Annotated in this window: 13 protein-coding genes; 5 read left to right on the top strand and 8 right to left on the bottom strand. The window is 36.9% G+C overall.

Annotation, left to right across the window (positions count from 1 at the left end; all coding sequences use genetic code 11):
• Positions 1-6: 6 nt before the first annotated feature.
• A complete protein-coding gene (gene mtnK, locus GFJ36_RS01615) occupies positions 7-1,236 on the bottom strand; it encodes an S-methyl-5-thioribose kinase (RefSeq protein WP_088061569.1) in 1,230 nt (409 codons plus the stop codon).
• Between the two features lie 589 nt (positions 1,237-1,825).
• Between mtnK and ahpC the strand changes: the two genes are divergently transcribed.
• Positions 1,826-2,389, top strand: a complete 564-nt coding sequence (gene ahpC / locus GFJ36_RS01610; protein WP_000924420.1) for an alkyl hydroperoxide reductase subunit C — start codon at positions 1,826-1,828, stop codon at positions 2,387-2,389.
• Positions 2,390-2,403: 14 nt separating this feature from the next.
• Entirely contained in the window at positions 2,404-3,930 is a 1,527-nt protein-coding gene (gene ahpF, locus GFJ36_RS01605) for an alkyl hydroperoxide reductase subunit F (RefSeq protein ID WP_000599491.1), read from the top strand.
• Between the two features lie 49 nt (positions 3,931-3,979).
• Here the strand turns inward: ahpF and GFJ36_RS01600 are convergent, their stop codons facing one another.
• Positions 3,980-4,588 carry an SAM-dependent methyltransferase gene (locus tag GFJ36_RS01600; protein ID WP_088061567.1) on the bottom strand — a complete coding sequence of 203 codons (609 nt, stop codon included), beginning with the start codon at positions 4,586-4,588 and terminating at the stop codon, positions 3,980-3,982.
• A 193-nt stretch (positions 4,589-4,781) separates the two neighbouring features.
• A complete protein-coding gene (locus GFJ36_RS01595; RefSeq protein ID WP_088061565.1) occupies positions 4,782-5,897 on the bottom strand; it encodes a M20 peptidase aminoacylase family protein in 1,116 nt (371 codons plus the stop codon).
• A gap of 276 nt (positions 5,898-6,173) precedes the next feature.
• Here GFJ36_RS01595 and nhaC point away from each other — a divergent pair, with 276 nt between their 5' ends.
• The gene (nhaC, locus tag GFJ36_RS01590) at positions 6,174-7,595 is read left to right on the top strand and encodes a Na+/H+ antiporter NhaC (protein WP_088061563.1); all 1,422 of its coding nucleotides are present in this window, start codon (positions 6,174-6,176) and stop codon (positions 7,593-7,595) included.
• Here nhaC and GFJ36_RS01585 read toward each other — a convergent pair.
• Positions 7,584-8,855 (bottom strand): transcriptional regulator, encoded by a 1,272-nt coding sequence (locus tag GFJ36_RS01585; protein WP_088061561.1) that lies wholly within the window; start codon positions 8,853-8,855, stop codon positions 7,584-7,586. The genes nhaC and GFJ36_RS01585 overlap by 12 nt on opposite strands.
• Positions 8,856-8,947: 92 nt before the next feature.
• Here GFJ36_RS01585 and GFJ36_RS01580 point away from each other — a divergent pair, with 92 nt between their 5' ends.
• A complete protein-coding gene (locus GFJ36_RS01580) occupies positions 8,948-10,057 on the top strand; it encodes a mandelate racemase/muconate lactonizing enzyme family protein (RefSeq protein WP_097889284.1) in 1,110 nt (369 codons plus the stop codon).
• 14 nt (positions 10,058-10,071) lie between these two features.
• Positions 10,072-10,767: a GNAT family N-acetyltransferase gene (locus tag GFJ36_RS01575; RefSeq protein ID WP_097889283.1), complete on the top strand. Its 696-nt coding sequence runs from the start codon at positions 10,072-10,074 to the stop codon at positions 10,765-10,767.
• Between the two features lie 201 nt (positions 10,768-10,968).
• On the opposite strand, the gene GFJ36_RS01570 is transcribed toward GFJ36_RS01575, so the two are convergent.
• From GFJ36_RS01570 to GFJ36_RS01555, 4 genes are all read right to left on the bottom strand, one after another.
• Complete coding sequence (locus GFJ36_RS01570) at positions 10,969-11,676, bottom strand: M48 family metallopeptidase (RefSeq protein WP_097889282.1); 708 nt, start codon at positions 11,674-11,676, stop codon at positions 10,969-10,971.
• Between the two features lie 95 nt (positions 11,677-11,771).
• Positions 11,772-12,290, bottom strand: coding sequence for a YehS family protein (locus tag GFJ36_RS01565; RefSeq protein WP_097889281.1), 519 nt, complete (start codon positions 12,288-12,290; stop codon positions 11,772-11,774).
• 490 nt (positions 12,291-12,780) lie between these two features.
• Positions 12,781-14,799, bottom strand: a complete 2,019-nt coding sequence (locus GFJ36_RS01560) for a GAF domain-containing sensor histidine kinase (protein ID WP_097889280.1) — start codon at positions 14,797-14,799, stop codon at positions 12,781-12,783.
• A 182-nt stretch (positions 14,800-14,981) separates the two neighbouring features.
• On the bottom strand, positions 14,982-15,971 hold the full coding sequence (locus tag GFJ36_RS01555; RefSeq protein ID WP_097889279.1) for a tRNA dihydrouridine synthase: 990 nt from the start codon (positions 15,969-15,971) through the stop codon (positions 14,982-14,984).
• Between the last annotated feature and the right edge of the window lie 74 nt (positions 15,972-16,045).

Below are 16,045 nucleotides of genomic sequence, written 5' to 3'. Positions count from 1 at the left end.
CTCCCCTTACTTCGCGTAGTGCATTGACTGTTCTTTTAACGTTTCTACAAAACTTGTGCCTGTTTTATATTGATTAGCCCGTAAAATAAATTTCTTCGCTACTTGAAGACAAATACGTTCTGCTCTGGCACGTGCTTCCTCATTCTCGATACAAGTAATATCCTTTACTTTCGCTAGCCCAACAATACGACGAATTAACTCAAGGCCCGTCACTGCAGCTGTATCCTCTAATACAGATTGTAAATATACTTCGTTAAAGCCTTCTTCCTTCGCCATAATCTCGGTCACATGAATATTCCAAGCATTTAAAAACTTCTTCTTAAATAAATCAATTACCTCTACCATTGTCGATTGTAGCCAACCCATATACGCATCTTTCTCAGCCCCAGGCTTCATAGTCGCATCTGCATTCACCCAAGCAAACATTAAATTCGCCATTACATTCCCAACGTCATATCCCATCGGTCCATAAAAGGCAAACTCAGGATCAATAATCTTCGTGGAATCATTTTTCACAAAAACGGAACCAGTATGCAGATCACCATGAATAAGTGCCTGTGCATTCGTCATAAAAGAAAACTTACGTTTTGCTACTTCCATACGAAGCTCTTTATCACTATAAATATGCTCTCTAATCCATCCTTCATTTAGCGGAAATAACTCGTTACGCTTATTATGATTTGTAAATGGCTCAGCGTATACGAGGTCTTCTGTAATCTCACATAATTCAGGATTTATATAGTTTTTTACAAGCTCCTTCTTCTCTTTATGATTCATTACAACATCCGATGTTAATAAAAGTGTGTTTACCAAAAAAGTCGTTACATCGTCAGCAAGCCTCGGAAATATTTGATGATTTATAAGTGCTGTACGTAATATTGTGTGGTCTGATAAATCTTCCATTACGCAACAATTCATCACACTATCAAACAAATATACCTTTGGAACAAGCCCAGGTGCTAACTCCTCCTCTAACTGCAAAACATCTGATTCTATACGAATACGATTCGTCGACAACTTAAACTCATCTGAAATCCTTGCTGTATCCCCAGCTTGCTTTACAATGACAGAAATATTCTTCTGCTCATCCCAAACGCGGAATACATAATTTAAATTACCATCGCCTATTTCTTTACACTGTAACCCCTTTGCATCCTCAAACTCACATAATTTCTCTTTCACATATACAATCACATCGTTAGCTTCCATTAAAAAATACTTTGTGAACTTAGACATGGTTTCCCCTCCACACTAATTGTAAGCGTTTTCTAAAAGCTATAAAAAATAATAGGTTGAAAAATTTTTATCCTATATTATATCTTCTTCTTTTTGAAAGGTATATCTAGATTTTATTATATCTTGTTAACATCTTGAGTCAATGTTTCTATATCACTGCAATATGCTTCCTAATTATATATTTTAGATGACAAAAAATGTTCAAAAAGATTCTAATTCATTTTATTTTATTTATCGCACAATTCTTTGTAAAATAGAAATAAGCAATCCCTTTTCAAATCCACAACTTCTAAGAAATATTCCCTTCCTAACAATTTATACTTACACCATGTCTCTAACATACGCACTACTCTTTTACATACTCGTTGAAAATCGATTACATGAAAACTACCTTTTAATTCTCTAACAACCTTAATTGAGAATAAATATTAATTAAATTGATATAAAGTTGGTTTATTCTCTTGACAAAATAACCACTTCTATATGATAATTAATATCGAATTAGAATTATTATAGTTAATTAAAAAATATATTTTATGAGCACACTATTTTTTGATGCTCAAAACCAACATTTAGGAGGAATTTTAATATGTTATTAATCGGCACAGAAGTAAAACCGTTTAAAGCTAATGCTTACCATAATGGAGAATTTATCCAAGTTACTGACGAAAGTTTAAAAGGAAAATGGAGTGTAGTTTGTTTCTACCCAGCTGACTTCACATTCGTTTGCCCAACTGAACTTGAAGACTTACAAAACCAATATGCAACTCTTAAAGACTTAGGCGTTGAAGTATACTCTGTATCTACAGACACTCACTTCACTCACAAAGCATGGCATGATAGCTCAGAAACTATCGGCAAAATCGAATACATTATGATTGGTGACCCAACTCGCACAATCACTACAAACTTCAACGTTTTAATGGAAGAAGAAGGTCTTGCTGCTCGTGGTACATTCATCATCGATCCAGACGGCGTTATCCAATCTATGGAAATCAATGCTGACGGTATCGGCCGTGACGCAAGCATTCTTGTTAACAAAATTAAAGCAGCTCAATACGTACGTAACAACCCAGGTGAAGTTTGCCCAGCTAAATGGCAAGAGGGTTCTGCAACACTTAAACCAAGCCTTGACCTTGTAGGCAAAATCTAAGGAGTTCGATCAAAATGATACTAGATGCAGATATAAAAACACAACTATCCCAATACCTTCAGTTAATGGAGAACGATATTTTACTTAAAGTAAGCGCTGGAGACGACGACGTATCTAAAGATATGTTAGCTCTAGTAGACGAATTAGCTACTATGTCATCTAAGATTACAGTAGAAAAAGTTGAATTAGAGAGAACACCAAGCTTTAGCGTAAATCGCCCTGGTGAAGACACTGGTGTCGTATTCGCTGGTATTCCATTAGGACACGAATTTACTTCATTAGTGTTAGCTTTACTACAAGTAAGTGGACGCGCTCCAAAAGTTGAACAAAAATTAATCGATCAAATTAAAAACATTCAAGGCGAATATCATTTTGAATCTTATATCAGCCTAAGTTGTCATAACTGTCCTGATGTTGTACAAGCTCTTAACGTAATGAGCGTTCTAAACTCTGGTATTACACATACTATGATTGATGGCGCTGCATTCAAAGAGGAAGTAGAAAGCAAAGACATCATGGCAGTACCAACAGTTTTCCTAAACGGCGAATCTTTCGGAAGCGGTCGTATGACACTTGAAGAAATTTTAGCTAAAATGGGTAACGGTCCAGATGCATCAGAGCTTTCTGATAAAGATCCATACGATGTTCTTGTTGTTGGTGGCGGCCCTGCTGGTGCAAGTGCAGCAATTTATGCAGCACGTAAAGGCATCCGCACTGGTATCGTTGCTGAGCGCTTCGGTGGTCAAGTAATGGATACTATGGGCATTGAGAACTTCATCAGCGTAAAACGCACTGAAGGTCCTAAGCTAGTAGCAAGCCTTGAAGAGCACGTAAAAGAATACGACATCGATGTAATGAATCTACAACGTGCAAAACGTTTAGAGAAAAAAGAACTTATTGAAGTGGAACTTGAAAACGGCGCTATTCTGAAAAGTAAAAGCGTAATCGTTTCAACAGGTGCTCGCTGGCGTAACGTTGGCGTACCAGGTGAAGCTGAGTTCAAAAATAAAGGTGTAGCATACTGCCCACACTGTGACGGTCCATTATTCATCGGAAAAGACGTAGCAGTTATCGGCGGAGGTAACTCTGGTATTGAAGCAGCTATCGACTTAGCAGGTATCGTTAAGCACGTAACTGTTCTTGAATTCATGCCAGAATTAAAAGCTGATGCTGTATTACAAGAGCGTCTTAACAGCTTACCAAACGTAACTGTTCTGAAAAACGTTCAAACGAAAGAAATCACTGGTACTGATAAAGTAAACGGTATTTCTTACATCGATCGTGAAACTGAAGAAGTTCATCACGTTGAATTACAAGGTGTATTCGTACAAATCGGTCTTGTGCCAAACACAGACTGGTTAGGCGAAACAGTTGAACGCGCTCGCGGTGAAATCGTAACAGACAAGCACGGCGCTACAAACGTACCAGGAGTGTTTGCTGCAGGTGACTGTACAAATAATCCGTACAAACAAATCATCATCTCTATGGGTTCAGGTGCAAACGCAGCTTTAGGTGCATTTGATTACTTAATCCGTAACTAATTATATAGACGTGAGTAAAAAAAAGCAGGTGCCTTGGCACCTGCTTTTTTTATAATCTTAATGTATAAACTAAAAACCTCTCATTCCCATTCTTCTCATAAGCACCTGGCAACCTTACTTCTCTCTTCAGCTCAAACGTAGTCTGGTTCTCTAAGAAGAAAATATAATCTTCAGAAGGATAGTATAAAATAATATCTACTTCTCTCTCTGTTTCCTCTACCGAAAGCAAAATGTTATTTACTACGTTCATAAACACTTGTACAGAAAATGGATTAAAAAAATAAAACCGATTATCACGTGGATCAATCTCATATTCTTGCGCTAAACAGCATTCAAACCCAATTTTATCTTTACTGTTTCTTACCTTTCGTGCATAGCGCTCAAAATTATCCATTGCTTCTTTATAAAACTCTTCATTCATTTCAATTCCAACTGCTGAAGCACCACACTTATGGTGCATGTAAAAATTTAATCGTCCTTTTCCGCATCCAAAATCTACAACCCGGTCGCTACTTCTTATTTCATATTGATTCAATAACTCATCTAATCCGCTATATGGCGTCGGTTCATAACGGTGATAATGCATAGACTTGTTAAAACCCTTTTGCTCACCGACAGTTTTTATATGTAATACTGCATCGTAATATTGTTCGTTCATTCGTCTTCTCCTATTAGAAAATGGTACTTATTATTATACACCATGTACTGAAGACTCATTTTGCATCAAGTTAACTGATACGTGAAATTATATGAATGATTTTCTGAATATATCTATCGTAACTTAGAATATATCAACGATTTTTTCAATATATCGACTTAACGACACATTCCTACAAAAAAACAGGAGCTATCTAGCCCCTGTCCTCTAATACTTTCAATACAGTTTGTTTCAATATTTCTACTCCATCCATAATACAACTATGATCGAACTTCATATACGGATGGTGTAATCCAGGTTGTAGGTTGGCACCTAGTCCAAGCATGACAGCTTTTAAATGTGGTCTCTTCACTGTGTAGTAATGGAAATCATCGCTTCCTGTCGTATACAGTGGTCCAGTGCATCCCTCTTCCCCGTACACTTCAAGAATGCCTTTTCGCATAAAGCGCTCAGCTTCTTCTGACACTTCAGCTCCTGGTGCAAGGTCGATCCATTTGTATGAAGTTTTCGATCCCATAGATGCGGCCGATTCTATTACATGTTCTATTTTTTTCTTCAATTCTTCTAATAATGTATTACTCTCTGCCCTAACATCTAAGCTAAAATGGCCGTTACCCGGAATAATATTCAAATTATCCCCGCCAGCCTGGCACCTTGTCATCTTCACTGAATATGAGCTTTGCGGTGGTAGCCATATATTTTTCAAACCGATATTGATCATAGAAATGACATCAATTGCATTTATCCCTTGATGTGGGCGTGCCCCATGTGCATCATCTCCATGAATCGTTCCTTCTAAAAATCCTGCTGCTCCGTGACGAATAGATGGGGCAGCTTGTTTCAAAGGTAGTTCTTCAATCGGTCTTAGATGAACACCAAATAAGAAGTCAGCATCATCCACGGCACCCTTCTCTACCATCTTTAAAGAACCATTTCCTTTTTCCTCTGCCGGCTGAAAAATAAATCTAACCGTTCCACTATCCCATCTCATATTTTTCAATTGTAAAATAAGCCCCATCACAATTGTCATATGAGCATCGTGACCACATGAATGATTCGCTTTAAACTCTCCGTCCACTTCTTGCCAAAGTGCATCCATATCGGCACGAATTGCAATAACTGGATTTCCGCTTCCAATTTCAGCAATCACGCCTGGGCAATCATCAAATATTTTATATGAAATTCCTTCTTCTTTTAAAAAGTTAGTAATATACGCTGTCGTTTCATACTCTTTCCAACTCACTTCAGGGTTTTCATGTAAATGCTGAAAAATTTCAGTTAACCGCTCTTGTAGTTCTAATGTTTTCAAAGCTACATTCTCCTTCCCAAATTCCAAAACCATTCAGGTTAATTATACTTATGAAAAACAGATGTTTTTATGAACATATTGAATTTTAAGAAAAAAGTCAATTATTTATTTTTAAATACGATCGACAACTTATTTCCACTCACTTTATAACGATAGAACATTCCTTATTTTCTGTTTTTTATTGACGCTCATATCAATTTTTAGTTATTATAATTTAATAACGTCTATTTTGCGACAATTCTAAAAATACAAACATACATAATGAGGAGGCAATTTATGAAAAAAGAAATACCTTTTGGCGTAGCAATAATCCCTATTATCATTACAGTTGCAGTTATGATGGTTACAATTGTTGTATTAAAACAAAGCCCTCACGTCCCACTTATTATCGGTACAACCGTTGCTTCTATCGTCGCTTGGCGTTACGGTTACAAATGGCACGACATTGAAGAAGCAATGTATAAAGGAATTCGCCTCGCATTACCCGCTATCGTTATCATTATTCTAGTAGGTTTAACGATTGGTGCTTGGATTGGCGGCGGAATCGTCGCAACAATGATTTATTACGGTTTAAATCTTTTAACTCCATCACTATTTTTAGTTTCAATTACAATTATTTGTTCTATTGTTGCATTAGCTATCGGTAGCTCTTGGTCTACAATGGGAACAATTGGTGTTGCAGGAATGGGAATTGGCCTAAGTATGGGAATCCCAGCTCCAATGGTTGCCGGTGCTATCATTTCCGGTTCTTACTTCGGCGATAAAATGTCACCGCTTTCAGACACAACAAACTTAGCCGCAGGATTAACAAATACAGATTTATTCACACATATTCGTCATATGTTATTTACTACAATTCCAGGTTTAATTATTACTCTTATCGTTTATGCATTCTTAGGAAGAAATTTTGGCGCTAACAATATTGATGCAAAAGGTATCGATCAAACGTTACAAGTATTGCAACAAAACTTTGTTATCTCCCCTTTCCTACTAATCATACCTGTAGTCGTTATGGTATTGGTCGCTAAAAAAGTTCCTGCTATACCAGCTATTCTCGTAGGTATAATTTTAGGATTTTTATCACAAGTCTTTATTCAAGGTGGTTCTGTCTCCGCGTCTGTCGGTGCACTCCAAAATGGATTTGTCATAGACACTGGCAACAAGCTAGTAGACGAACTCTTTAACCGCGGTGGCTTAAATTCGATGATGAATACAGTTTCGATGACAATTGTCGCTATGACCTTTGGAGGAGTATTAGAACATACTGGTATTCTTCGCGCAATTGTAAATCAAATTTTAAAATTAGCGACATCAGCAAAAGGACTTATCGCTTCTACTATCGCATCTTGCTTTGCAACCAACCTTACTTGCTCTGAACAATATATTTCGATTGTTGTTCCTTCAAGAATGTACGCAAATGCATACACAGAAAAAGGACTACATTCTAAAAATTTATCCAGAGCATTAGAAGATGGCGGAACATTAACTTCTGTTTTCGTACCTTGGAATACATGTGGTGTATTTATACTCGCAACACTTGGAGTTGGCGCATTCGAATATGCTCCTTATGCTATATTGAATTTCATCGTACCTATTATTTCAATCATTTACGGCATAACTGGTCTCACAATTACGAAACTATCAGACATTGAAAAAGCGGAACTACTAAAAAAACAAAAGGCTCAACTAGAAGCTTAGAGATACCGGTAAATTCATTTCATATATTGCGCGAGGGCGCCCTTGTTGATAGGGCATTTCCTCGCCGCAAATATGAGCATACCCATAATCAACTAGTTTCTTTAATAACCTTTCTGTTGATCGGCGAGTCACTTGTAAGTATTCAGAAAGATCCGCTGCTGTAAACTTCAATGATGGATGTGATTGACTAAATTGAATAATTTTTGACAAATTGGCTGGACTAAGTTTCGTTTCCTTCGCTATTTTCATGAGTTCTGGGTTGTCATTCTTCAAACTTTGTACTCTCTGTTCTTTCGGGAACGGACCAAATAGTTCTTTATCACTTGTTAGTATATAAAAACAGTGGTCTATTGGATTATTCTTCGCGAAACTTTGAGCAATTTTAGCATTTTGCTCCGCTTCTTTCACAGTTTTTCCGTAACCAAATCCAATAGCTATTGTTCCTTCTATACTCGCAAATAAATTATTTATCATATTTGTTTTTATAATCGATTCAATATCACCACGAGTCGTATACAAAATGAACGTCATTTCATCAACTTTTTTAAATGAACCCCGTAGTTCTTTTGAAATAGCATCTAATTGCTCAAGCAAACCTTCTCGTAATTCTAAAGAAGAAATCATACAAGCACCAACAGTAGCTGAATGGCTTTTTGCTAACTCAGCTTTTATTTTCGCATCTTTTAACCCATGTATAATGGATTGCTTCGGATCTATCATACGCTCTGAAGGAATACCTATTTTTTGAAGTTCATCATAGACAGCGTGAATACTAGTTAAAGCTAAATGAGCATCTCCAGATTGATATTTAGCTACATGAAAATCAATAACTCTATTTATTTCATCTTTACTCCACAGCATATTTTCATAATCTAACACTTGTGGATTTTCTTTTATACCGATATCATGGAACACATTTGTAATGAATGAGCGGTCTACTAAATCAATTGAAATTTTATGTGGTTGAATACGTTGGTGATACATGACAGAAAGAATGGAAGATGCGACAGTTGTCTCGTCTTGCTGTAAGTACGTACTTGGAATTCGTAATTGTTCTCTTATTTCTTTTGCCATATAATAAGGTAAAGCACCTGAGAAAAAGATGAAATCACAAGGCTTTAAACGCTTTAAAAGTTCAGAAGATTCCGCCGGATGAAGGTAAATATATGGATCAATCTCTATTTCTTCTAGTTTATGAGCAATAGGTAAAAGATTCTCCATAAACTCTTTTGAACCGACAACTGCAATTTTTATCATCATTTCTTTAACTCCTTATCATTAATTAACGACTATTTAACGTCAACTATATCAAATGTACAAAACTATTGTAAACAGGAAGGGGTCTCTACCTAATGAAAATTACAGCTATTCATCTTTACGCAATTCGTTTACCACTTCGCGATCCGTTTGTTATTAGTTATGGTTCTTATTCTGACATGCCTTCTATTATCCTCAAAATGGAAACAGATGAAGGCATTATCGGTTACGGTGAGGGCGTTGCTGATGATCACGTTACAGGCGAATCATGGGAAAGTACTTTCCATACTTTAAAACATACACTTGCTCCTGCGCTCATCGGGCAAAATCCAATGAATATCGAGAAAATACACGATATGATGAACAATACCATTTACGGTGTTCCTACTGCAAAAGCCGCAATAGATATTGCTTGTTTTGATATAATGGGCAAAAAACTAAATCAACCTGTATATCAATTAATTGGCGGACGCTACCATGAAGACTTCCCTGTCACTCACGTCTTAAGTATCGCCGAACCTGAAGACATGGCTGAAGAAGCTGCTTCCATGATTCAAAAAGGTTACCAATCTTTCAAAATGAAAGTCGGTACGAATGTAAAAGAGGATGTAAAAAGAATTGAAGCTGTACGTGAACGTGTAGGAAATGATATTGCGATTCGCGTTGATGTAAACCAAGGATGGAAAAATAGCGCCAACACATTAGCGGCACTTCGTTCATTAGGTCATTTAAGCATCGACTGGATTGAACAGCCTGTTGTCGCAGACGATATTGACGCAATGGCTCACATTCGTTCTAAAACAGACCTTCCGCTTATGATTGATGAAGGATTAAAAGGTTCTCGTGAAATGCGCCAAATCATTAAATTAGACGCGGCTGATAAAGTAAATATAAAACTAATGAAATGCGGCGGCATATATCCCGCTGTAAAACTCGCTCATCAAGCAGAAATGGCAGGCATTGAATGCCAAGTTGGATCCATGGTCGAATCATCCGTTGCCTCTTCCGCAGGATTCCATGTCGCTTTCTCGAAAAAAATTATTACGAGCGTCGAGCTAACAGGTCCATTAAAGTTCATGAAAGACATCGGAAACTTACATTACGACGTACCATTTATTCGCTTAAACGAAAAGCCAGGACTTGGCATTGAAATAAACCAAAATACATTACAAGAACTAACCGTCTTTCAAGACGTTGTACGCTAAAGGAGGACTAACGCATGACAGTTCTATACAAAGGATCATTAAAACAAAATAACGAACCATTTCACGTTACATTACTAACACTAGAGAACATTGAACAAACCTTATCACTACAAAACGTTGTAGTTGAGGCGCTAGAGGATAAAAGTCGCTTACAGCCACTCTCGCTAGAAGAATTTCAATACATTCTAGAAGGAAACGGCATGATGATCGGTGCTTTTATCGAAAACGAACTCATCGCATTTCGTGCCCTACTCGTTCCTCCTATCGACGACGAACATTTAGGACTTGATATTGGCATAGCAGAAAGCGAACTACATCGCGTCATCTATCAAGAAATTTCAAATGTTCACCCGAACAGCCGAGGAAATGGGATCCAAAAAATATTAGCGACAGTCATCATGGACGAATTACAAAAAGAAGATGGCCAGTACGACTATGTTTGCTGCACCGTTGCTCCTTTTAACATTCCAAGTTTAAAAGATAAGTTTTCGCAAGGAATGGAGATTGCTGCATTGAAGGAGAAGTATAGTGGTAGTATGCGGTATGTGTTTGTGAAGGAATTGCGTGGAAGCAAGAAAAGAAATTGGACGGATGTTAAGAGTGTTCCGATGAGTGATGCTGTTGGACAGCAAGCTTTACTTTCGAACGGTTATCGTGGGTATGGAATGGAGAAAGTAGACGGAGATTTTGTTGTGAAGTTTGGACGATGATTTATATACCTGAAAAAAAGGAGATGTCTGCTGTGACATCTCCTTTTACTTTCTCTTCATTGAACATATCGATTGCGACTCCAAATATATCAGCGATTTTCGATATATATCGGTGCAATTTCAAATATATCAGCGATTTTTGAATTATATCGACTTACCGACAAGTATTGACAATAATCGCAACCTATATAAATTTCCCCACTAAACCGTCATCTTCCAACTAGATAACGCTAACCAGTTTTCCATCTCCTTATAATCAGGCATTATCTTCCCGACAAGACGCCAAAAAGAGCGATCATGATTTAAATGAACCATATGGCACATTTCATGAACAACTACATAATCAAGTACTCGCTGTGGTGCCATCGCTAGCTTCCAATTGAATGTTAGCTGTAAATTTGAATCACAAGTGCCCCATGTGCGGCTACTATCTGTAATACGTATAGAACGCGGTTTTGTTTTGAAGTTACTTTGATGTGCTTTAATACTCTTCTCTACTAATGACTTACACTGCTTATAGTAAAATCGTTTTAACGCTTGTTGGATTTTCTCATCCTTAAGCTCTTTCACATAAATATGTAGCTTATCTTCTTCAAACACTGCATTGTCTTGCGTAATACTTGCATCTTGGGAGATCTGTATCGGATACGTATTCCCTAAATACAGAAAACCCTCTCCTTGATCATAATCCTTTTCCTGTGGTCCAAGCGCTCGCTCCTGCATTTCCTTACGTGTTTTCTGAATCCAATCCCACTTCTCCTCCAGCAGCTGGACTAAGTATTCAACAGGTGTCCCTTTCGGAGCCTGCACTTCCACATTTCCATACGAATCTACAAAAAGACGCACGGACTTTTTCTTTTTATAATTTATATGAAAATTAATTGTCTCACCTAAATATGTATGTACCATTTCATCACCTAGCGTATTATTTTTACAAATAAAAAAGAGTAGGATACGAACGCCCTACTCTACCTATTATATCATTTACCGCGTTAACCGACTCATTACCCTCTATACTTTACACCTAATCCCTTAATGAAATTCCTTGCGTATCTATCGCCGCACTCTTTGTAATTTTTATGGCCTTTTTTTCTTAATAGGGCTCCTAGTTCTCCCTTTGTTACCGTAACGCCTACGCTATCTAATATATCAAGTACATCCTCACTCGTTAAAGATAGTGCAATTTTCATTTTCTTTAGAAGAAGGTTATTCGCACTCTCTTTGCTTTGTACAGGTGCCGGTTGTCCTGGTTTCGGATCTTGCTTCCCTCTTTTTAAAGTAATAAATCCATTGAAAAATGCCTCTAACATCATCATATCGCATGTTTTTACGTACTCATCTTCGACCACATCATCATTTTCAGCTTCATACTGAGGTGCTCTCTTTATTTTTGTAAGCATATCAACTACATCTTCTTTCGTTACTTCCATACCACCAAGTTTAAAGATTTCTACCATATCTATATCTCTTATATCTAAAGCGTACCTTACTCTTTTTAATATATCGTTGTTGCTCATTGCCATTGTTTTGCCTCCTGAAATGTTGATTATAGTAATGCTTTTAGCATGTGTAAATTAATGTCGTTAAGTTACTACTTTAACATTTTAGGGGGAGGTTTTGTAGCCTTAGGTGGATTAATGGTTGTGGGGATGATTTTATTTATTATTAAGATACTTCTAATAACGAATTTATTGTATTAGAAATTAAGAAAGATCCTATCAATAGAAACGCCTTCAAATACTGTAAAAAGTATTTTAGTTGGTAGTGGGATAGCTCCTTCATTTAAGGATGATATTAATAAAGCAAAAAAGGATGGGGATTTACTATTAATTAACACACTTAAAAATGGACTAACCTAATATAGGTTAGTCCATTTCTTTTTATGCAACTCTAATTTAGTAGGCAACTCAAACGTGAATGTTACGCAAAATTCAGGTGAAATAGATTGATTATGTTTACTTAGGTTTTACTTTTCATTTGTGGTACGGTTCACCGTAACTAATCTAAATGAGGTTATTGTTCATTATTTTTATAATTAAATTTAACAAAAAATGTAGTGCCCTCCGATCCTGTTTGAATTTCTATTTTTGCATTATGACGGGCAGCAATGGCATAACATACACCTAACCCCAATCCAGTTCCATTATTTTTGGTCGTGTAAAATGGAGTACCTAGTTTCTCTAATACTTCAGGCCTGATACCTGTTCCTTGGTCCCGCACTGCAAGCACGACACAATCTCGACCTTCTTTATAGGTGCTAATGGTTAGAACTTTCTCTTTGTCCATCGCTTCTAACCCATTACGGTATAAGTTTATTAATAATTGCCGTACCTCATTACGATTTAAAAGTAATTCCGGAATGTCATTTGTATCGACTTGAATATATTTATTTTGATTATGCGTATCAATCTTTATTAAAGGAATAATATCGCGGATAATTGAATTTAAATCTAACATCTGCAAATCCGATTTCCTTGTATTACCCATTGAGAGAAATTCAGTAATAATAGAATTGGCACGGTCAAGTTCTTCAATCATTAAATTAAAGTGCTTATTATGTTTCTCATAGGTGGGCTCTTCTTTTAATAACTGCAAAAATCCTCGTACTGTTGTCATTGGATTTCTAATCTCATGGCTGATACCTGCTGCCATTTTCCCTATTAAATCTATGTTCGATAACCTTTTCAATTCCTGCTCATATTGCTTTTTTTCCGTTATGTTTTTAAAAATACAAGAAATACCATCATCATACGGGTATGCAATAACTTCGTACCAATATTCATCAGGGGCAGAAAAAAATTCAAAATACACTGTAGTTCGCTCTGACATTACACGATGAAGTTCCTTATACATGACTTCGTCAATGCTATTCGGGAAAATCTCCCATATATTCTTGCCTAATACATCTTTTGCTGTTTTTCTTTGTGGAAAATATTGATGCTTATTTACATACGTAAATTCCCATGTATTATTCAAAGTAAAAAATCCATCTGTAATACTTTCAATCACACTTGTAATTTTTTCATTAGCAACAGCTAGTTCTTTCGTTCGCTCTTCCACCATGCTTTCAAGTCGATCCATATATAACAAGTTTGAAAACGTAGGCGCTGTGGCATCAACGATAGATTTTGCCAGTTGCATCTGGGAATTATCATAATTATGAGCTTTTCCCTCTTTGTCAACGACGATTACCCCTAATACTTCTCCCATTGAAACCAATGGAATCATCAGTAGACCCTTACTATCTATATTTTTTGTTTGAATAACCTCTTGGATCTTAGCTTCATAGCTTTTCTCCATCCAATCCACTTCTGTCCAATCACAGTCCTTGCTTAACTTCGTTGTTTTAATCGTTGTTTTGTCTAGGGGGTCTAAAAGGTGGGCTGCCATGCTGTTACTCTCTAAAATCTGTCCTAAGTAAAAAAAACATTTATCAAAACTCTCCTGTATCGAGGAACACATTGATAAATCACGGGTAACATTTAGTAACAGCTGCTTCTCGGCAATAAGGTTTTCCTTTTGCGTTAAATTATTTGCGTTTTGAATTGCAACCGCAGCCATATTTACATAAGCTTCAACACTTTGAATTTCTGAATTTGTTAAGTTCATTGGAATTCCATAATCAAATAAAAAAACCAGACCAAATAACTCTTGCCCAAATGAGATAGGTAGAGCTAATAAGGACTTAATTTTGAACGCAGCAACTGGTCTCGGATCCGGCCGATGATCCTTTGATGTATCAGGAATATAAATGGTTTTTTGGGTTTCAATAACTTCTTTTGCCAGTAAATCTATTTCAGGATCAATTACCTGAGTATCGAGCGTTACGCCATTTATTGTCTCTGGTTTTCCTGCAAACCCTCTAAATGTTCCATCTTCCTGGGGTAAATAGATTCCAACAGCGTTGCACTTAACAATCTCCTCTGATATCGCCATTGTTACACGCTGCAATACTTCACGTAGTTCTAATTTTGTATTTATTATTTTTGTTATATTCGCGAGCCTAGAATATCTCGCCTGATCACTTAACATTCACATGGCCTCCAATTATAGGCATAATAAAATAAACATGATACTATCATTGAAAATCAAGACCAACCTACCATTTTCACTTTTCTCCTGTATTCTTTTCTTACCCCTTTTTACATAGAATACCTCACTTACTTATGATACGGTTCACCTTAATTAAAATGAAACAGTGTAACTTTCAAAAGTTACACTGTTTCACTACCTTCTACCACATTCACACTCGCCTCAAACTTATCAAGTAATGCGCGTACTTCATCAGTTGATTTTGTGCTCATCAATTGATTTCTTAGTTCAGCAGCTCCAGGGAAGCCTTTTACATAAATTTTGAAGAAGCGGTGAAGTCCTGTGATGGAGCGTGGTAATACTTCTGCATATTGATCTTGAAGATCAAGTTGTAGTCTTAAAAGATCTAGATGTTCTTTACTGCTATGCTCTCTTGGCTCTTTTTCGAAAGCAAACGGATTTTTAAAGATACCTCGTCCAATCATAACACCATCAATGCCGTATTTTTCAGCAAGTTCCAGTCCGACTTTACGGTCAGGAATGTCTCCGTTGATTGTTATTAGCGTATTTGGTGCGATACGGTCACGTAATTTTTTAATTTCCGGAATTAGTTCCCAATGCGCATCCACTTGGCTCATTTCTTCTCTTGTACGTAAGTGAATAGAAAGGTTTGCGATATCTTGTTTGAAAATATGCGTTAACCAATCTTCCCATTCGCTTAACTCTTTAAAGCCCAGTCGCGTTTTTACGCTGACAGGTAGTCCGCCCGCTTTTGCTGCTTGAATAAGTTCTGCCGCAACGTCTGGACGTAGAATAAGGCCACTACCTTTTCCTCTTGATGCTACGTTCGGTACAGGACAACCCATGTTAATATCGATGCCTTTAAATCCTAACTCTGCCATACCAATACTCATTTGACGGAAATATTCAGGATTATCTCCCCAAATATGCGCCACGATTGGTTGTTCATCTTCTGTAAAAATTAAACGGCCACGTACACTTTTCATACCTTCTGGATGACAATAGCTATCCGAGTTTGTGAACTCTGTGAAGAATACGTCTGGGCGACCTGCCTCACTTACTACGTGACGGAAAACAACGTCTGTCACATCTTCCATTGGTGCAAGTACGAAAAATGGTCGTGGTAAATCATGCCAAAAATTATCTATCATTTCAAATTCAAATCCTCTCACTATGAATACAATTTCAAACTCTCAATAAAGTGAAACTTTAATCAGTGGGGTTT

Source organism: Bacillus sp. EE-W1 (genome assembly GCF_009760835.1).
Classification (GTDB): Bacteria; Bacillota; Bacilli; order Bacillales; family Bacillaceae_G; genus Bacillus_A; species Bacillus_A wiedmannii.
This window is presented reverse-complemented; position numbering and strand designations above follow the sequence as displayed.